The following is an 18,427-nucleotide window of genomic DNA, read 5'->3' as shown; positions in this document are numbered from 1 at the left end:
CACCGGCAGGGAAGGGGTTGCCGCGTCCCCCGGTCTTTTTTCCGGATGCCGGGGCTGCTACGAGTCCGCGTCGGGCTCCGGGGCGTCGTCGCCGCGGGGCGCGAAGTCCCCCGCCACCGACAGCTGCCGGCCACCCGTCGAGGCGCTCGCCGCGTACCGGTCGTCCTTCGCGTCCCGGCCGCCGCGTTCATGGTCGTACTGCCCGGCGAACACCCACTCGCCCGCCGGGACCGTACGGCCCTCCTTGAGCACCCATGTGTAGACCAGGAAGCCGTCTTGCTCCTCGGCCGTGAAGGCGAAGTCGTCCTCCGGCAGCGAGCGCCAGGCGCCGGTGGAGGTCACCCCGCCGGTCTGCGCGATCTCCAGCCGCACGGTCAGCGCGGTGAGTTCCTCGGTCGTCTTCAGCGTGACGTTGCTCTGCGCCCAGAAGTCGTTGCTGTGCGGGTCCACCGAACCGTCCGACCACAGCGGGCCGTCCTGCACCTGCGAGGCGGGCGGCGCGGACGACGACGGAGCCGTCGGGGCCGGCGACGCGGACGCGCCGCCGGACCGCTCGGGCCGCCCGGAGGGCTGGTCCGGGCCGTCCGTCCGGCTCGGCGTCGGGTCCGCGGGGAAGACGGGCGGACGGTTCGTCGCGCCCGGCGACGGGGTCGGCGTCGGCGACACCGCGACCGAACGCTGCGGCGGGCGGGCCTCCTCCTTCACCGCGGAGGCGACCGCGTAGCCGCCGACCGCCAGCACACCCGCGACCGCGGCCGTCGCACCCGCGACCCGCAGCCAGCCGAACACCGGCTGCCGGCGGGCCCGACGGTCCACCCGGGTCCGCTCGGACATGCCGCGCTCGATCCTGGCCAGGATGCGCGCGCGGTCCGGCTGATGCGCCTCGGCCGCCTCCCGCAGCCGGGCGCGCAGCTCGTCGTGCACGTCCCGCGTCATCGGTTCCTTCCTCCGGCCTCGCCGCTGCGCGCCATCGCCGCGTGCACCTTCTGCGGAGTTCCCTGTGTCCCGAGCAGCCGCAACAGCTCGGCCATCCCCTTCGAGGTCTGGCTCTTCACCGTACCCACCGACACCCCCAGGGCCAGCGCGGTGTCCTTCTCCGACAGGTCGAAGGCGTGCCGCAGCACCACGCAGGCCCGCTTGCGGAACGGCAGCCGACGCAGCGCGGCCTGCACGTCGACCGCGCCCGCGACGTCCGGGTTCTCGGTCCGCTCCTCGCGCTGCGACCAGAACAGGGCGATCCGCCGCCGCTCGCGCACCGCGCTGCGGATACGGGTGCGGGCCAGGTTGGCGACGACCCCGCGCGCGTACGCCGCCGGATGGTCGGCCGCGCGGACCCGGTCCCAGCGGTGCCACAGCGCGAGCAGCGCGTCCGCCGCCAGGTCGTCGGCGGCGTCCGGCTCGCCGGTCAACAGATGGGCGAGGCGGGCGAGTTCGGCGTAGTGCCGTTCGAAGAAGGCATGGAACTCCACGGAGGCGGCGTCGTCGACGACTGTGCCCACGGGCTGTCTCTCCTCGCTGTGTTTCCCCAGGCGTCGAACAGCCGTACGCCAGGACGAGATCCGGAACTGTACCAGCGGTCCGTACGGGTCTTCGAACGCGGTGTGGCATCCCGAAGCCGATTCCGTAACACGGGGAAAACCTGAAACCGGTGCGGCGGGGGAACAATCCAGCCAGCATCCGCACACGATCACTCAGGCGCCGAGGAGTTGTCCGCCATGTTCGACAGATATTTCCGGATCTCCGAGCGGGGATCCACCATCGGCCGTGAGATACGCGGCGGTTTCGCCACGTTCTTCACCATGGCCTACATCCTCGTCCTGAACCCGATCATCCTGGGCAGCGCCAAGGACAAGTACGGGGAGGCGCTCGACCCCGTCCAACTCACCACCGCCACCGCCCTGGTGGCCGCCGTGATGACGGTCGTCATGGGCGTCGGCGGCAATCTGCCGCTCGCCCTCGCCGCCGGGCTCGGCCTCAACGCCGTGGTCGCCTTCCAGATCGCCCCGCTGATGAGCTGGGACGACGCGATGGGCCTCATCGTCCTAGAGGGCCTGCTGATCTGCGTGCTGGTCGTCACCGGGCTGCGCGAGGCCGTCATGCACGCCATCCCGCAGCCGCTGAAGCAGGCCATCAGCGTCGGCATCGGCCTGTTCATCGCGTTCATCGGCTTCGTCGACGCCGGGTTCGTCAGCCGGATCCCGGACGCCGCGAACACCACCGTGCCGGTGCAGCTCGGCGGCACCGGCACCCTGGCCGGCTGGCCGATCCTCGTGTTCTGTCTCGGCGTGCTGCTGACCGTCGCCCTGCTGGCCCGCAAGGTCAAGGGCGCGATCCTCATCAGCATCGTGACGATGACGCTGGTCGCGATGGCGATCGACGCCACCGCCGACGTGCCGAACTGGGGCCTGACCACGCCCGAGTGGCCCGACAAGGTCGTCGACACCCCGGACTTCGGGCTGCTCGGTCAGTTCAGCCTGTTCGGCGCCTTCGACGAGCCCGGCGTCGGCGTGATCACCGTCGTCCTGCTGGTCTTCACCCTCATCCTCTCCGACTTCTTCGACACCATGGGTACGGTCGTCGGCGTCAGCGCCGAGGCGGGCCTCCTCGACGAGGACGGCAAGGTCCCCAACCTCGGCCGGGTCCTGCTCATCGACGGCGCCGCGGCCGTCGCGGGCGGCGCCTCCTCCGCCTCCTCGGCCACCTCCTACATCGAGTCCGCGGCCGGCGTCGGCGAGGGTGCCCGCACCGGCTTCGCCAACCTCGTCACCGGCGGCCTGTTCGCCCTCGCCCTGCTCCTCACCCCGCTGCTCACCATCGTCCCGCTCCAGGCGGCCGCGCCCGCCCTGGTCGCCGTCGGCTTCCTGATGATGACCCAGGTCAAGCACATCGACTGGGACCGCTACGACATCGCCGTCCCGGCCTTCCTCACCATCGCCGTGATGCCCTTCACCTACTCCATCACCAACGGCATCGGCGCTGGCTTCATCGCCTACGTCGTCATCAGGACGGCCCTGGGCAGGGCGAAGGAGGTCCACTGGCTGCTGTGGGGCGCCTCCGCGCTGTTCCTGGTGTACTTCGCGATCGACCCGGTCCGGCAGCTGCTGGCCTAGCCCTCGAGGGCGGCCTCCATCACGGCCTTGGCGACGGGCGCGGCCAGGCCGTTCCCGCTGACCTCGGACCGGGCCGCGTCGGACTGCTCGACGATCACCGCGACGGCGACCTGCTTGCCGGTCGACTCCGACTTCCCGTAGGACGTGAACCAGGCGTACGGCGTCTTGGAGTTGTTCTCGCCGTGCTGGGCGGTACCCGTCTTGCCGCCCACCGTGACGCCGTCGATCCGCGCGTTGGTGCCCGTGCCCTCCTCCACGACCGTCTGCATCGCCGACCGGAGCTGCTCGGCCGTGGAGGAGCTCACGATGCGCGTGCCGGAGGCGTCGTCGTCGTAGTCGGCCAGCACGTCACCGTCGCTGTCGGTGATCCGCGACACCATGTGCGGCGAGACGAGCTCACCGCCGTTGGCCATCGCCGCCGACACCATGGCGATCTGCAGCGGCGTCGCGGTGACGTCGAACTGGCCGATGCCGGACAGCGCGGTCTGGGGCTCGTCCATGTCCTTCGGGTACACGCTCTCGTAGGCGCGCACCGGCACGTCCTGCTGGTCGTCGTTGAACCCGAACCTCTCCGCCATCGCCCGGACCTTGTCCTGGCCGAGGTCGACGGCCATCTTGCCGAAGACGTTGTTGCAGGAGTACTGCAACGCCACCCGGATCGAGGCGTTCTCGCAGGGCGCCGACGGGTTCTCGTTGGTCAGCACGTCGCTGGACTGCGGCAGGTCGTACGGGTCGGGGCTGACCGTCCTCTCGTCCACCGACGAGTACAGCCCGTCCTCCAGCGCCGCCGCGGCCACCACCAGCTTGAAGGTGGAGCCCGGCGGCAGCGGCTGGCGCAGCGCCCGGTTGGTCATCGGCTTGCCGGGGTCCTCCTGCAGCCGCTTCCAGGCGTCCGCGTCACCGGTGGCCAGGTCCGAGGGGTCGTACGACGGTGTCGAGACGACCGCGAGGATCCGGCCGGTCTCCGGGTCGATCGCGACCGCCGCGCCCTTGTTGTCACCGAGGGCCTCGTACGCCGCCTTCTGCACGTCCGGGTCGATCGTGGTGAGCACGTCGCCCGGGTCGGCGCGCTTGCCGGTGACGGTGTCCATGACGGTCTGCAGCCGGGTGTCGGTGCCGTCCAGCAGGTCCTGGTAGATGCCCTCCAGCTGGGTGGCGCCGAAGGCCTGCGAGCTGTAGCCGGTCACGGCCGCGAACAGCTCCCCGTCGGTGTAGGTGCGCTTGTATCTGAGGTCGCCGCCGTTCGTCCGGGCCGAGCCGGTGACCGCTTCGCCGCCCACGACGATGTTGCCGAGCGGCTCGCTGTACAGCGCGATCGCGTTCCGCCGGTTGTCCTTGTCGTCTGCCAGCGCCCTGCCCTCGTAGAACTGCACCCAGGTCGCCCTGACCAGCAGAGCGAACACCAGCAGCAGCGTGAAGACCGACGCGCGCCTGATCGTCTTGTTCATCCCGATCACAGGACGAACGGCCCCGACCGGATCGTTCCCTTCCGCCCGGTTTTCTCATGGTCCCTTCATGAAGCGCGCCGGGCGCCCCGGCTCACGACGACTTCAGGAACCCGGCCTCGTACGCCGCGATCACCGCCTGTGTCCGGTCGCGGGTGCCCGTCTTCGCCAGCACCGCCGCCACGTGCGACTTCACCGTCGCGGCGCCCACCTCCATCCGCCGGGCGATCTCCGCGTTGGTCAGCCCGCCCGCCATCAGCCGCAGCACCTCGCTCTCCCGGCCGGTGAGCCGCGCCACCCACGCCGGAGGCGCCGCGCTCGCCCGGCCGTGCTCCACCGCGAGGGCCCGGACCGCCGCCGGGAAGAGCAGGGTGTCGGTGCGCGCGACGAGCCGCACCGCCTGCACCAGCGCGTCGGCGTCGGCCCGCTTGAGCAGGAACCCGGCGGCACCGGCGCGCAGCGCGTCGTAGACGTAGGAGTCGTTCTCGAAGGTGGTGACGACGACGATCCGCGGCGGCTCCTCCATCGTGGCGAGGATCTGCTCGGTGGCCCGTATCCCGTCGGTCTCCGGCATCCGGACGTCCATCAGGACCACGTCGGGCCGCGCCTCCCGCACGACGGACACCGCCTCCGCGCCGGTCGCGGCCTCGCCGACCACCTCGCATCCCGGCTCGGCGGAGAGGATGGCGCGCAGGGCGGTGCGCACCATGCGCTCGTCGTCGGCGAGCACGATCCGGATGGGACTGTCGGTCATACGGTGTCCTTCGCGTGTGTCGTCAGCGGCAGGCGGACCCGCAGCCGCCATGTTCCTTCCACGGCACCCGCCTCGGCCGTCCCGCCCAGCAGCCGGGCGCGGTCGGCGATGCCGCGCAGCCCGTGTCCGCCACCGGGCCGGCCGGGGGCGGCGCCGGTCACCGGGTTCTCCACGGTGATCTCCAGCCCCCCGTCGGCGACGGCGAGCCGCAGCCCGACCGGCACCGCACCGCCCGCGTGCCGCAGCGCGTTGCTCAGCCCCTCCTGCACGATGCGGTAGGCCTCGCGGGACAGCAACGGCGGTACGGCGGCGGGGTCCGCGGCGATGTCGGCGGTCAGCTCGGTGCCGCCCGCGCGGGTGCGGCGCAGCAGGCCCTCGAGGTCGTCGGCGAGGGTCGGCGCTGGGGCCGTGCCCGGGGCGTCTCCGGCCCGCAGCACGCCCAGCACGGCGTCCAGTTCGCCGACCGTGCGCCGGGTGGTGTCCTCGATCGCGGCGAGCGCCTCGCGCACGAACTCCGGGTCGCTGTCCAGGACCCGGCGGGCCGCGCTCGCCTGGAGGGTGACCGCGCTGAGCGCGTGGCCGACGGAGTCGTGCAGCTCGCGCGCGAGCCGGTTGCGCACGGCCAGGTCGGCGGCGCGTGCCTCGGCCGCCGCGAGCCGGTCCTCGGGTCCGGGCCCGAGCAGCACCGGCGCCCACCGGGCGAGCAGCGCCCCGCACCCGGCCGCGACCGCCGCCAGCGCCACCAGCATGGCCGCCCCGGCCGGCGCGCACAGCGCCACCACCCAGGTCTCCTCGAAGCGTTCGGGCATCCCCAGACGGCCGTCCGTGAGCCCCACCACGACCGGCAGCAGCAACAGCACCACCGCCAGCGGCGGCACGGCCAGCGACATCCCGGACACGATCCCGCCGAGCCCCAGGTGCAGCGTGAACCAGGCCGCCGTCCGCCGCTTGGCCGCCCGGCTGCGCGCGGGCCCGTACGCCAGCTCGTCCGCGTCGATGCCGCACAGGGCACGCACCGCACCGGACTCCAGGGTCCGGGTCGGCGGGAACAGCGAGGTGACGGCGGCCAGCGGCAAACCCACCACGAACGCGAGGAGTTGCAGCGCGATGTCGGCGAAGAAGTACCGCGAGTCGGTGAGCGGGCCGACGACCAGCTGTCCGACGAAGACGTACGGCATGGCGAGCGCGCCGCCGAGGATCAGATGGATCCACCGCCGGCGCGCCCGCCGCCCGAACAGCGCCGCGACGAACGCGCTCACACCGTGCGGCGGTTCGCGGCCGCCGGGTGCGCGACGAGGAAGCGGACGACCAGGCCCGCGACGAGTACGCCGACGATCATGCCGCCAGCGTAGGTGAGATTCATCAGCGCGGTGGGCCGTTCCGCGGCGCTCTCCGCGACCACCAGCGAGGCCGTCGCCTGCCAGCCCGCCCAGCAGGCCGCAGCCGCGCCCGCCACCCAGGCCGCCGCGAGCGGCACTTTCACCGGCAGCGCCCGGCCGCGCCGGAAGGCGAGCGTCAGCGCGGCGGCCACGGCGAGGACGAGGTAGCCGGCGGACTGCGCCTCCACGACATAGAAGTCGCTGGTGCGGTCGGCGATCCGGTCGGCGTTGAGGCCGCGCGTGCTGCCGCAGGCCCACAGCAGGTGCGCGCCGGCCGGCAGCACGGCGAGCACGGCTGCGGCGACGGAGGCCGCCTGCTGCGGGCGGGTGCCGAGGACGGCGCGCGGCAGGTCCCACACCCGGCCCTGCCACAACCGCCCCCAGCGGTCACGGGCGTACAGCGCGAACAGTGTGCCCAGCGCGAGGCCCTGCACGATGAAACCGCCGTAGACGACACCGAACACCCAGGGGGCCAGGAAGCGGAGTTGTCCGCCGCCGCGCGGGCGTACAGCGGACGCTCCGGCACCTCGGCGAGCAGCGCGCGCAGCGCGGCCGTCGCGATGCCGCGCCCCCAGTAGGCGCGGTCGATCCAGTACGTCACCTCGCGCTCGCCCGGCTCCCCGTACACGGCCGCGCTGCCGACCACGTCACCGTCCAGCAGGACGGTCCGGTTGACGGCGTCGGAGGCAAGGACCCGCCTCCAGTGCGCCTCGAAGGCGTCCCGGTCGGCCGGGTCGCGCGGGGTGAACGCGGCCATCGTGAGGGACTCGGGGTCGTTCATCTGCCGGAAGAACACCGGCAGATCGCTGTCGTGGACGGGACGCAGTACAAGATCCATGCGTGCTCAGAGCCTCCGGGTCGCCAGGGTCAGCCGGTCGCGGGCGTCGAACAGGGCGTCCTTCACCATCTGTTCGTGGGCGGGGGTCAGCCGGGCCACCGGCACCGAGCAGCTGATCGCGTCCCGCGCGGGGGTGCGGTAGGGGATCGCCACGCCGAAGCAGCGCAGGCCGAGCGTGTTCTCCTCGCGGTCGACCGCGTACCCCTGCTCCCGGACCTGGTGCAGCTCCTCGATGAGCTTCTCCCGGTCGGTGATGGTGTTCTCGGTGAGCGCGGGCAGCGTCTCCGGCAGCATCTTGCGCACCTGCTCGTCGGAGAACGTGCTCAGCAGCGCCTTGCCCAGCGACGTGGAGTGCGCGGGCAGCCGGCGCCCGACCCGGGTGAAGGGGCGCAGATAGTGCTGCGACTGGCGGGTGGCCAGGTAGACGACGTTGGTGCCGTCCAGGCGGGCGAGGTGGATGGTCTCGGTGGTGTCGTCCGAGAGCCGGTCCAGCGTCGGCCGGGCCACCGCGACCACCTCGTCGCCGTCGATGTACGACGTGCCGACCAGCAGCGCCCGTACGCCGATGCCGTACCGCGTGCCGGTCGCGTCCGTCTCGACCCAGCCCAGCTCCACCAGGGTGCGCAGCAGCATGTACAGGCTGGACTTCGGGTAGCCGACGGCCTCCTGGACCGCGGCGAGGGAATGCATGCCGGGGCGTCCGGCGAAGTACTCCAGCAGTTCGACCGTCCGCACAGCGGACTTGACCTGCGCTCCGCCCCCCGTCTCGCCTGCCGACATCGCCAGTGACCCCTTCATTCGACGAGAAGCTGAGGATAGAGTCTCCGATGAACGTTCATCATCAGAGACGGCGTTCAGTATATCGAACGACCTGGTGATTGACCCAGTGACGTGTGGAGGGATCCGCGGTGGCAGCAGCACCAGTCTGGAGTGTCGACCCCCGTACCGGGAAGCAGCGGGAGCAGGTTGCGGTGGAGGCCACGGCCCAGGAGGTGGACGCCGCCGTCCGCGCCGCGCACGACGCCCGGGCCGCGCTCGCCGACCGCACGGTCCGCGCCGCGTTCCTGCGCACGGCCGCCGCCGAGCTGGAGGCGGCCGGGGAGCGGCTCGTCGAGGCGGCCGACGCCGAGACCGCGCTCGGTCCGGTCCGGCTCAACGGTGAGCTCGCCCGCACCTGCTTCCAGCTGCGCGCGTTCGCCGCCATCGTCGACGAGGGCGCCTTCCTGGACGTCGTCATCGACCACCCCGACGACACCGCCACCCCGCCCATCCCGGACCTGCGCCGCTACAAGGTGCCGCTGGGCGTCGTCGCCGTCTACTCCGCCTCCAACTTCCCCTTCGCCTTCTCCGTCCCCGGCGGCGACACCGCGAGCGCGCTCGCCGCGGGCTGCCCCGTCGTGGTCAAGGCGCACCCCGACCACCCGGCGCTGTCGGAGCTGGTCGCCGCCGTCCTGCGGCGGGCCGCCCGCCGGCACGACATCCCCGAGGGCGTGCTGGGCCTGGTCCACGGCTTCGAGGCCGGCGTCGAGCTGATCAAGCACCCGCTGGTCTCCGCGGCCGGCTTCACCGGTTCCGTACGAGGCGGCCGTGCGCTCTTCGACGCGGCCGCGGCCCGCCCGGTGCCGATCCCCTTCCACGGCGAGCTCGGCTCGCTGAACCCGGTCCTGGTCACCGAGGCGGCGGCCGCCGAGCGCGGTGAGGCCATCGGTACGGGGCTCGCGGGTTCCATGACGCTGGGCGTCGGGCAGTTCTGCGTCAAGCCGGGGCTGGTGCTGGTGCCGTCCGGCGCGGCGGGCGACGGCCTGGTGAAGTCGCTGACCGACGCCGTGAGCGACACCGACGCGGGGGTCCTGCTCGACCACCGCATGCGGGACAACTTCGTCGCCGGTGTCGCCGAGCGGGCGGAGCTGGACGGGGTGGAGTCCCCGGTCACCCCCGGAGCGGGCGGGGAGCACACCGTCAGCGCCGGGTTCCTGACCGTGCCGGCCGGGAAACTGACGAGCGAGGGCGCCTACGACCTGCTCCTGGAGGAGTGCTTCGGGCCGGTCACCGTCGTGGTCCGGTACGAGGACGAGGACGAGGCCAGGACCGTGCTGTCCCGGCTGCCGGGAAACCTCACCGCGACCGTGCACGTCTCCGCCGAGGAGGCCGCGGGGGAGGGGCGCGGGCCCGAGCTCCTCGCGGAGCTGACGCCGCTGGCCGGACGTGTGCTGGTGAACGGCTGGCCGACCGGGGTCGCGGTGGCGCCCGCACAGCACCATGGGGGGCCCTACCCCGCGACGACCTCCACCTCCACCTCCGTGGGCGGTACCGCCATCGAGCGGTGGCTGCGGCCGGTGGTGTACCAGGGGGCGCCGGAGGCCCTGCTGCCGGCCGAGCTGCGCGACGACAACCCGCTGGGGCTGCCGCGGCGGTTCAACGGGCGTCTGGAGCGCTGAGCGCCGCAGGGGTACGGCAGTCCGAGCGGCAGGCCCGCGGACCTGGAGAATGAGCGCATGGACCTCTCCCTTCCCCAACTGCCCTTCCCGCTCCGCACCTACGGGCCGGACGGGCACTGGTCGTACGAGGACGGGGCCCTCACCGGATGGGCCGGGCCCCGGCAGGACCGGTTCGTGCCGCCGACGGGAGAGTCGCTGGACTCCGCCTCCGACGCGCCTCGGCTGCTCGGGGCGCCGGAGGGGGACTTCCAGCTGATCGCCCGGGTCACCGTGGGGTTCAACTCGGCGTTCGACGCCGGGGTGCTCTATGTGCACGTGGGGGAGCGGGCCTGGGCCAAGCTGTGCCTGGAGTACTCCCCCGATGTGCCGACCGTGTGCACGGTGGTCACCCGGGGGCACTCCGACGACGCCAACTCCTTCACCGTGACGGGCAGTTCGGTGTGGCTCAGGGTGAGCAGGACCGGGCGGGCGTTCGCGTTCCACGCCTCGCGGGACGGGGAGCGGTGGACGTTCGTGCGGCTGTTCACGCTGGGCGGCGAGCGGGAGACGGGCGCGGCGCTGACCGGGTTCATGGCGCAGGCGCCGCTCGGAGAGGGCTGCGTGGTGACCTTCGACCACATCGAGTTCCGGCCGAGCTGGCCCGCCGACCTGCGCGACGGCAGCTGAATCCGGAACCCGGGTGGCCAGAAACGCGTCCTAGCCGGCGTGATCGTTGAGCGAGTGACCGGAAGCCGGGTGATCCGGACCGTCGTGCGGGCCGAGGTGGACGCGGTCACCGCGCTGCACGCCCGCGCCAGAGCGACGTACTACCCGGACGGGGTCCCCGACGACGGCACCGACTGGCGGGCCGCCTGGCTGGCCGCCATCGAGCGGCCGGACGGACAGGTGCTGTGTGTCGTCGAGGGCGGCCGGATCGTGGGGCTCGCCTCCTTCCGTGCCGTCCGGGCCGTCCCCGCGGACACCGTCGACCTGCGCCAGTTCCATGTCGACCCCGGCCACTGGCGCTCCGGCATCGGCACCGCCCTTCACGCGGCCTGTCTGGAGCAGTGGCGGGCCGACCGCCGGCGCGCCGCCGTACTGAGCGTGCACGCCGGCAACCGGCGGGCCCAGGCCTTCTACGCCCGTCAGGGCTGGGTCCCCGACCCGGAGCGGCCCCCGCGCGAGGGTGACCATCACCTCATGCTGCGGCTGGACCTCCACGGGGAATGAACGCCGTCGGTTGAAGGTTCACGTAACAGCGGAGGGCGTCTCCGCATGCCCCCGCACACGTGCCGTACGACCGAAGGAAGCCGAAGAAACATGCGCGTCGAGATCTGGAGCGACATCGCCTGCCCCTGGTGCTACGTGGGCAAGGCCCGCTTCGAGAAGGCGCTCGCGGCCTTCCCGCACCGCGACCGGGTCGAGGTCGTGCACCGCTCCTTCGAGCTCGACCCCGGCCGCGCCAAGAGCGACGCGGGCCCCGTCATCCCGATGCTCGCCCAGAAGTACGGCATCAGCGAGGCGCAGGCCCAGGCCGCCGAGGACAACGTCGGCGCGCAGGCCGCCGCCGAGGGCCTGGAGTACCGCACCCGCGGCCGCGACCACGGCAACACCTTCGACATGCACCGTCTGCTGCACTTCGCCGAGGAGCAGGGCCGCCAGGACGAGCTGCTCCAGCTGCTGTACCGGGCCAACTTCGCCGAGGAGCGGTCCGTCTTCACCGAGGGCGACGAGCGGCTGGTGGAGCTGGCCGTCGAGGCGGGCCTCGACGCGGACGCCGCCCGCGAGGTGCTGGCCGACGAGGACGCCTACGCCGACGAGGTCCGTGCCGACGAGCGTGAGGCCGCCCAGCTCGGCGCGACCGGCGTGCCGTTCTTCGTCCTGGACCGCACCTACGGCGTCTCCGGCGCCCAGCCCGCCGAGGTGTTCACGCAGGCCCTCACCCAGGCCTGGGGCGAGCGCTCCCCGCTGACCCTGGTCGACCAGGCGGACGCGGACGTGTGCGGCCCCGACGGGTGCGCGGTGCCCCAGCAGGGCTGAGCCGCAGGTCAGGGCCCCTGTATAAGCGGTGCTTTGGCGGACCGCGGAAAAATTCGCAATGGACTGACAGGTCTCCAGGGGATCACAGTGGTCCCATGGAGACCTTCGAGAGCCTCGTCCGTGCCGAGTTCGCCCCGGAGAACACCTTCCTCAACACCGCGAGCAACGGCCTGCTGCCCGCCCGCACCCTGACCGCCCTGGACCGGGCGGCGCGGATGCGGGCCAAGGGCGTGCCGCTGGGTCCGCTGTACGAGGACGTGGAGGCGGTCCGCGCGTCCTTCGCACGGCTGACCGGGGTCCCGGTCGAGCGGGTGGCGACCGGCGGCTCGGTCGCCGAGTTCGGCGGGCTGATCGCCGCCTCGCTGCCAGCCGGTGCCGAAGTCCTCACCCCCGAGGCCGACTTCGCCTCCCTGGTCAACCCCTTCCACATGCGCGGCGACCTCAAGGTGCGGGCCGTGCCGCTGGAGCGGCTCGCCGAGTCGGTCCGCCCGGAGACCGCGCTCGTCGCCTTCAGCGCCGCCCAGTCCGCCGACGGCCGGGTCGCCGACCTCGCCCGGGTGCGCGAGGCGGCCCGGGCGCACGGCGCGCGCACCTATGTCGACGCCTCCCAGGCGGCGGGCTGGCTGCCGCTGGACGCGGGGGCCTACGACTACGTCGCCGTCGTCGGCTACAAGTGGCTGCTCGGCCCGCACGGCGTGGTGTTCCTCACCGTGCCGGAGGATCTCGGCGGGCTGACCCCGCTGCTCGCCGGATGGGTCGCCGGTGAGGTGCCCTTCGACAGCTGCTACGGACCCGTCACCGAACTCGCCCGCTCCGCACGGCGGTTCGACATCGCCCCCAGCCTGTTCGGGTACGCCGGGCTGCGTGCCTCCCTGGAACTCGTCGAGGAGATCGGCGTCGACGCCGTCCACGCCCACGACCTCGCCCTGGCCGACCGGTTCCGCGCGGGCGTCGCCGCCCTCGGCCATGAGCCGCTGCCCTCGCCCGGGTCGCCCATCGTCTCCGTGCCCGGCCTCGACCACCTCCAGCCCCGGCTGGCGGAGGCGGGCATCCAGGTGTCCGACCGGGCGGGCAACCTGAGGGCGTCCTTCCACCTGTACAACACCGAGGCGGACGTGGACCGGCTGCTGGAGGCCCTGTCCTGACGTCGGGGTCAACGGGCCTCGGCGCAGAGGTTGCCCTCGGCCTTGAGGAGCAGCGCCAGGAACTGCTCCCGCTCGGTGGCGGACAGACCCGCCAGGGTGCGCTCCTCCAGCGTGCCCCAGGCCCGCGCGACCTCCGTCAGCAGCCCACCGCTGCGCTCGGTCGCCCGCACCAGGATCGCGCGCCGGTCCGCCGGGTCGGGCAGCCGGCGGACGTGCCCCGCCTGCTCCAGGCGCTGCAGCATCTTGGTGATCGTGGACGGGTCCAGGTCCAGCATCTTGATCAGGTCCGACTGGCGGCTCGGCCCCTGCTCCCACAGGTGCATCATCACCAGCTCCTGGCCCGGGTAGAGCCCGAGGCCCCGCAGCAGTCCGGCCGCCGCCGTGCGGTGCAGCCGTGCGGTGCGGCTCAGGGCGTGACTGACCGGCCCGCAGTGCGCGGCGGCCGGCAGCCGGGTACAGGCGGCCTCCTCCATGGGGCGTTCCTCTCGATCGTCGTGGGACTCGTGACCCTACGTGTCCGCCTTCGGCCGGGTGGCCGCCCCCGGCTCAGCTGTACACGCACGGGGGACCCACGACACGGCGAAGGGGCCCGCCGAGACGGCAGGCCCCCTTCGCGACATGGTGCACGTCACCGCACGGGCGTGAAGTCCCGAGCCCCGACGAACTCAGGTCGCCGCACCGGGGCCGCGAACGGCTCGACCGCCGTGTTCTCCACGCTGTTGAACACGATGAAGACGTTGCTGCGCGGGAACGGCGTGATGTTGTCGCCCGAGCCGTGCATCGCGTTGCAGTCGAACCAGGTGGCCGAACCGGCCCGGCCGGTGAAGAGCCGGATGCCGTGCTCCGAGGCCATGGCGGTCAGGGCCTCGTCGGAGGGGGTGCCCGCGTCCTGCATCTGCAGCGACTTCTTGTAGTTGTCCTTCGGCGTGGCACCGGCGCACCCGAGGAACGTCCTGTGCGAGCCCGGCATGATCATGAGCCCGCCGTTGGTGGCGTAGTTCTCGGTCAGCGCGATCGACACGGACACGGTCCGCATGTTGGGCAGGCCGTCCTCGGCGTGCCAGGTCTCGAAGTCGGAGTGCCAGTAGAAGCCGCTGGCGCCGAAACCGGGCTTGACGTTGATCCGCGACTGGTGGACGTACACGTCCGAGCCGAGGATCTGCCGGGCCCGCCCGACGACGCGCTCGTCCCGCACCAGACGCGCGAACACCTCGCTGATCCGGTGCACCTCGAAGACCGAGCGGATCTCCTTCGACTTGGGCTCGACGATCGAGCGCTCGTCGGCGCGGATCGCCGGATCGCTCACCAGCCGGTCCAGCTCCTGCCGGTACACGGCGACCTCGTCGTCGCCGATGAGCTGGTCGACGGCGAGGAAACCGTCGCGTTCGTACGCCTGGAGATCGGCGGTCGCGATCGGGCCCGGCGTGTCGGGGGAGCCCCACACAACGGGGTCCTGGCGCGGAACCTGCACCTCGGCGGTGCCGCGGGTGGGGTACAGATCGGTGACGGTGGTGGACACGTGAGGCATTGGGCTCACACCTCCTCGGGTTCGGTGAGCAGGGGGTAGACGCCGTTCTCGTCGTGGTCCTCCCGGCCGGTGACCGGCGGATTGAAGACGCAGATGCAGCGGAAGTCCTCCAGGACGCGCAGCGAGTGCCGCTCGTGACCGTCCAGGAGGTACATGGTGCCGGGAGTGATCGTGTACGACTCCCCGGTCTCGTGGTCGGTGAGTTCGGCGCGGCCCTCGACGCACACGACGGCCTCGACGTGGTTGGCGTACCACATCGACGTCTCCGTCCCGGCGTACAGGACCGTCTCGTGCAGCGAGAAGCCGACCCGTTCGCGGGCCAGGATGATGCGTTTGCTCTCCCAGGTCCCGGACGCGGCCTTCACATGGCGGTCGGTTCCCTCGATGTCCTTGAACGAACGGACGATCACGGTGGTGCGTTCCCTCCTGGTCAGACGGTGACGGCGGGGGCGGTCTCCCGGACGGCCCGGGCGAGGATCCGCAGGCCCTCGTCCAGCTCCTCCGGGGTGACGGTCAGCGCGGGCAGCAGCTTGACGACCTCGCTCTCGGGGCCGGACGTCTCGATGAGCAGCCCGAGCTCGAAGGCGCGGCGGGCGACCCGCTCGGCGCGCGACTTGTCGTGGAACTCCAGGCCCCACACCAGACCGCGCCCGCGGTACTCGCGCACGTCGGCGAGGTTCTCCTCGGTGATCCCGATCAGCGCCTGCTCGACCTGCTCGCCGCGGGTGCGGGTCTGCTTCTCCATGGCCGAGCCGTCGGCCCAGTAGCTCTCCAGCGCGGCCGTGGCCGTGACGAACGCCGGGTTGTTGCCGCGGAAGGTGCCGTTGTGCTCGCCCGGCTCCCACACGTCGAGCTCCGGCTTGAACAGGCACAGCGACATCGGCAGGCCGTAGCCGCTGATGGACTTGGAGACGGTGACGATGTCCGGGACGATGCCGGCCTCCTCGAAGGAGAAGAACGCGCCGGTACGGCCGCAGCCCATCTGGATGTCGTCGACGATCAGCAGCATGTCCTGCCGCTCGCACAGGTCCTTGAGGGCGCGCAGCCACTCGGGCCGGGCCACGTTGATGCCGCCCTCGCCCTGCACGGTCTCCACGATCACCGCGGCGGGCTTGTTGAGCCCGGAGCCCTGGTCCTCCAGCAGCCGCTCGAACCACAGGAAGTCCGGGACCGTGCCGTCGAAGTAGTTGTCGAACGGCATCGGCGTGCCGTGCACCAGCGGGATGCCGGCCCCGGCCCGCTTGAAGGCGTTGCCGGTCACCGCGAGCGAGCCCAGCGACATGCCGTGGAAGGCGTTGGTGAACGACACGATCGCCTCGCGGCCCTTCACCTTCCGGGCCAGCTTCAGCGCCGCCTCCACGGCGTTGGTGCCGGTCGGGCCCGGGAACATCACCTTGTAGGGCAGATCGCGCGGCCGCAGGATCAGGTCCTGGAAGGTCCCCAGGAAGGCGCGTTTGGCCGTCGTCGACATGTCGAGGCCGTGGGTGACGCCGTCGCGCTCCAGATAGTCGAGCAGAGCCCGTTTGAGAACAGGGTTGTTGTGGCCGTAGTTCAGCGAGCCGGCACCGGCGAAGAAGTCGAGGTACTCATGACCGTCCTCGTCGTACATACGGCTGCCGCGCGCACGGTCGAAGACGGTGGGCCAGCCGCGGCAGTAGCTGCGCACCTCGGACTCCAGGGTCTCGAAGACGCTGAGGTCGGGCTGGGTGATGGTCACGACGATTCGCTCCTCAATGCGACAAAGGGTCCGGCGGAAACCGGCCGGCTCAACGGGTCGGGAGGGTCAACGGGCCGATGCGGTACAGCACTTCGGGATCGTGCGGGCCGTCCGGGAACTGCGCCCGGTCGAACAGGACCTCCCGCTCGACACGGGCGCCGTGCCGTGCGGCGAACGAGGTGAACAGCCGCTCGGAGGCGGTGTTGCCCGGGGTGATGGTGGTCTCGACGTACACGACCGACCGCTCACCCGCGACCCGCGCGACCAGCCCGTCGAGCAGCCGTGCCGCGAGCCCGCGCCCGCGGTGGGCGGCGTCCACGGCGACCTGCCACACGAGCAGGGTCCCCGGGCGGTCCGGCCGCAGGTACCCGGTCACGAACCCCACGGGCTCCCCGTCGTCCCCGCGCACCACCGCCGAGGTGCCGGCGAAGTCACGGCACCACAGCAGATAGCTGTAGGACGAGTTCAGATCGAGGTTCCCGGATTCCTTGGCGAGTCGCCAGAGTGCGGCTCCGTCGGAAACCGCGGGGCGGTCTATGGACAGGTCTGCTGGTGCGGCGGTCATGCGGATTGAATTTAGCGACGGAAATTGAAAATTGCATCGCCGCAGGGTCTTGGGTCCGGGCCGCTTTCGTGTTATCACGCGGGCGCGAGCTCTGACGACTTTGGCCCGATATGCCCGTGGAGAAAAGGGCATATCGGGCCGGTTGTGGAGCGCGTCACACCTCAGGTCGCGTTCGCAAAATCTTCGCGTTTACCCCCGGGGAAACCGGGCAGGAGGATATGGGAGACCGTATTCGAATGAATTCAGTGAATTACCTGGGAAGGAAATCTGCATTTACCCGGCCGTGTATTTACACGGCGGATCGCAGCGCCGCGAGACTCGCCCGGACGGCCTCTTCGGTCGCATACGCCCCGTAATGGTTGACCCGGATCATCTCCGCGGCCAGCGCGCCCCCGCCCGCGGCCAGCGGTACCGACGGGTCCGCCTCCAGCGCCCGGGCGACGACCTCGGAGGCGACCAGCCCGTCCCGCACCCGCAGGGTCGTGGCCACCGGCGCCGCGTCGCGCACCTCGTACACATACGGCTCCAGGCCCGGCAGCTCCGCCACGCCCTCGCGCACCGCCAGCGCCGCGTCCCGGTGACGGGCCATCACCGCCTCCGGCCCCTCGGCCTCGATGCGCTCCAGACACGCCTCCAGCGCCAGCATCTCCAGCTGCGCGGGCGCGTGGAGCAGGGCGCGACGGCCGCCGTCGATCCACCGCTCCTTCCAGTCGAGCAGCGACAGGTACGACCGCCGGGGCGCCCGCGGGTTGGCCGCCATCCGCTGCCAGGCCCGCTCGCTCACGGACACGGCGGACACCCCCGCGGGCCCGCCCATCGCCTTCTGCGCCCCGATCACGCACAGGTCCACGCCCCACGCGTCCGGCAGCACCGGCTCGGCGCCCACCGAGGCGACGGCGTCCAGGTGGAACAGCGCGCCCTGCTCCCGCACCACCTCACCGATCTCCGCGACCGGGTTGGTGTTGCCGGTCGCCGCCTCCGCGTGCACCAGCGACACGAAGTCGATCTCCGGGTGCCGCCGGAACGCCTGCCGGACCTGCCCCGCGGTCACCGCCGTGTGGAACGGCACGGCCAGGTCGATCACCGTCGCGCCGCAGTCCCGCAGCCAGTCGCCGAACGTCTGCCCGTACGGCCCCGTGATCACGTTCAGCGCGGTCGTGCCGGGCCCCGCCGTCCCCCGGATGGCCCCCTCCAGCGGCAGCAGCGCCTCACCCTGCATGATCACGACGTCCTGGCGGGTATGGAGGAGGCGTGCCACCCGGTCCTCGATCGAGGCGAACCGGTCGGCGCTCAGCGGAGCGAGGTCCAGGAAGGGGTGGGTCACGACAGTGCTCTCTTCACTCGACGGGGGACTGCGGTCGAGCCTAGGTCACCGCCGGCGCCTCGGGCCGGACGGCCGCTGTGCGGTCCGGACGGCCGGTCTCCTGGACCGGACGGCCGTTTTCTTAGGCCGGACGGCCGTCGCACCATCGGATTGATTTGAGACCCC

At 72.1% G+C, this 18,427-nt stretch carries 19 protein-coding genes and 1 pseudogene; 6 read left to right on the top strand and 14 right to left on the bottom strand.

Going from position 1 to position 18,427, the window contains the following annotated elements; translation table 11 throughout:
- Positions 1-57 precede the first annotated feature (57 nt).
- Positions 58-936 (bottom strand): hypothetical protein, encoded by an 879-nt coding sequence (locus tag ACIGXJ_RS00495; RefSeq protein ID WP_399639557.1) that lies wholly within the window; start codon positions 934-936, stop codon positions 58-60.
- Positions 933-1,499, bottom strand: a complete 567-nt coding sequence (locus ACIGXJ_RS00490) for a SigE family RNA polymerase sigma factor (protein ID WP_399639555.1) — start codon at positions 1,497-1,499, stop codon at positions 933-935. Before ACIGXJ_RS00490 ends, ACIGXJ_RS00495 begins: the two co-directional genes overlap by 4 nt.
- 216 nt (positions 1,500-1,715) lie before the next feature.
- Between ACIGXJ_RS00490 and ACIGXJ_RS00485 the strand changes: the two genes are divergently transcribed.
- Positions 1,716-3,110, top strand: a complete 1,395-nt coding sequence (locus ACIGXJ_RS00485) for an NCS2 family permease (RefSeq protein WP_399639552.1) — start codon at positions 1,716-1,718, stop codon at positions 3,108-3,110.
- Here ACIGXJ_RS00485 and ACIGXJ_RS00480 read toward each other — a convergent pair.
- The 6 genes and pseudogenes from ACIGXJ_RS00480 to ACIGXJ_RS00455 form a co-directional block, all read right to left on the bottom strand.
- A complete protein-coding gene (locus ACIGXJ_RS00480) occupies positions 3,107-4,558 on the bottom strand; it encodes a peptidoglycan D,D-transpeptidase FtsI family protein (protein ID WP_399639549.1) in 1,452 nt (483 codons plus the stop codon). The two genes, ACIGXJ_RS00485 and ACIGXJ_RS00480, sit on opposite strands and share 4 nt — an antisense overlap.
- A 91-nt stretch (positions 4,559-4,649) precedes the next feature.
- A complete protein-coding gene (locus ACIGXJ_RS00475) occupies positions 4,650-5,309 on the bottom strand; it encodes a response regulator (RefSeq protein WP_399639547.1) in 660 nt (219 codons plus the stop codon).
- The gene (locus ACIGXJ_RS00470; RefSeq protein ID WP_399639543.1) at positions 5,306-6,568 is read right to left on the bottom strand and encodes a sensor histidine kinase; all 1,263 of its coding nucleotides are present in this window, start codon (positions 6,566-6,568) and stop codon (positions 5,306-5,308) included. Before ACIGXJ_RS00470 ends, ACIGXJ_RS00475 begins: the two co-directional genes overlap by 4 nt.
- On the bottom strand, positions 6,565-7,152 hold the full coding sequence (locus ACIGXJ_RS00465) for a hypothetical protein (RefSeq protein ID WP_399642160.1): 588 nt from the start codon (positions 7,150-7,152) through the stop codon (positions 6,565-6,567). The genes ACIGXJ_RS00470 and ACIGXJ_RS00465 overlap by 4 nt, the downstream gene beginning before the upstream one ends.
- Before the next feature lie 11 nt (positions 7,153-7,163).
- Positions 7,164-7,526 (bottom strand): annotated as a pseudogene (locus ACIGXJ_RS00460) (GNAT family N-acetyltransferase); the annotation flags it as partial.
- 6 nt (positions 7,527-7,532) lie between these two features.
- A complete protein-coding gene (locus ACIGXJ_RS00455; RefSeq protein WP_399639540.1) occupies positions 7,533-8,306 on the bottom strand; it encodes an IclR family transcriptional regulator in 774 nt (257 codons plus the stop codon).
- Between the two features lie 128 nt (positions 8,307-8,434).
- Between ACIGXJ_RS00455 and ACIGXJ_RS00450 the strand changes: the two genes are divergently transcribed.
- The 5 genes from ACIGXJ_RS00450 (at position 8,435) to ACIGXJ_RS00430 (ending at position 13,128) form a co-directional block, all read left to right on the top strand.
- Positions 8,435-9,964, top strand: a complete 1,530-nt coding sequence (locus ACIGXJ_RS00450; RefSeq protein WP_399639537.1) for an aldehyde dehydrogenase (NADP(+)) — start codon at positions 8,435-8,437, stop codon at positions 9,962-9,964.
- Between the two features lie 57 nt (positions 9,965-10,021).
- Positions 10,022-10,630, top strand: a complete 609-nt coding sequence (locus ACIGXJ_RS00445) for a DUF1349 domain-containing protein (RefSeq protein WP_399639534.1) — start codon at positions 10,022-10,024, stop codon at positions 10,628-10,630.
- A gap of 39 nt (positions 10,631-10,669) precedes the next feature.
- Positions 10,670-11,173, top strand: coding sequence for a GNAT family N-acetyltransferase (locus ACIGXJ_RS00440; protein WP_399639531.1), 504 nt, complete (start codon positions 10,670-10,672; stop codon positions 11,171-11,173).
- A 90-nt stretch (positions 11,174-11,263) separates the two neighbouring features.
- Positions 11,264-11,983 carry a DsbA family oxidoreductase gene (locus ACIGXJ_RS00435; protein WP_399639528.1) on the top strand — a complete coding sequence of 240 codons (720 nt, stop codon included), beginning with the start codon at positions 11,264-11,266 and terminating at the stop codon, positions 11,981-11,983.
- Positions 11,984-12,078: 95 nt separating this feature from the next.
- Positions 12,079-13,128, top strand: a complete 1,050-nt coding sequence (locus tag ACIGXJ_RS00430) for an aminotransferase class V-fold PLP-dependent enzyme (protein ID WP_399639526.1) — start codon at positions 12,079-12,081, stop codon at positions 13,126-13,128.
- Positions 13,129-13,136: 8 nt separating this feature from the next.
- Here the strand turns inward: ACIGXJ_RS00430 and ACIGXJ_RS00425 are convergent, their stop codons facing one another.
- The 6 genes from ACIGXJ_RS00425 to ACIGXJ_RS00400 form a co-directional block, all read right to left on the bottom strand.
- A complete protein-coding gene (locus tag ACIGXJ_RS00425) occupies positions 13,137-13,601 on the bottom strand; it encodes a MarR family winged helix-turn-helix transcriptional regulator (RefSeq protein ID WP_399639523.1) in 465 nt (154 codons plus the stop codon).
- A gap of 155 nt (positions 13,602-13,756) precedes the next feature.
- A complete protein-coding gene (gene thpD, locus ACIGXJ_RS00420; RefSeq protein WP_399639520.1) occupies positions 13,757-14,656 on the bottom strand; it encodes an ectoine hydroxylase in 900 nt (299 codons plus the stop codon).
- 5 nt (positions 14,657-14,661) lie between these two features.
- Positions 14,662-15,066 (bottom strand): ectoine synthase, encoded by a 405-nt coding sequence (locus ACIGXJ_RS00415; protein ID WP_399639518.1) that lies wholly within the window; start codon positions 15,064-15,066, stop codon positions 14,662-14,664.
- Between the two features lie 20 nt (positions 15,067-15,086).
- The gene (gene ectB / locus ACIGXJ_RS00410; RefSeq protein WP_399639515.1) at positions 15,087-16,373 is read right to left on the bottom strand and encodes a diaminobutyrate--2-oxoglutarate transaminase; all 1,287 of its coding nucleotides are present in this window, start codon (positions 16,371-16,373) and stop codon (positions 15,087-15,089) included.
- A gap of 49 nt (positions 16,374-16,422) precedes the next feature.
- On the bottom strand, positions 16,423-16,938 hold the full coding sequence (gene ectA, locus ACIGXJ_RS00405) for a diaminobutyrate acetyltransferase (RefSeq protein WP_399639513.1): 516 nt from the start codon (positions 16,936-16,938) through the stop codon (positions 16,423-16,425).
- 289 nt (positions 16,939-17,227) lie between these two features.
- A complete protein-coding gene (locus tag ACIGXJ_RS00400; RefSeq protein WP_399639510.1) occupies positions 17,228-18,262 on the bottom strand; it encodes a pyridoxal-phosphate-dependent aminotransferase family protein in 1,035 nt (344 codons plus the stop codon).
- Positions 18,263-18,427 lie beyond the last annotated feature (165 nt).

The sequence above is a fragment of the Streptomyces sp. NPDC053367 genome, assembly GCF_044545925.1.
Lineage (GTDB): Bacteria > Actinomycetota > Actinomycetes > Streptomycetales > Streptomycetaceae > Streptomyces.
The sequence above is the reverse complement of the archived record's forward strand: the minus strand, read 5'-3'. Positions and strand labels throughout refer to the sequence as shown.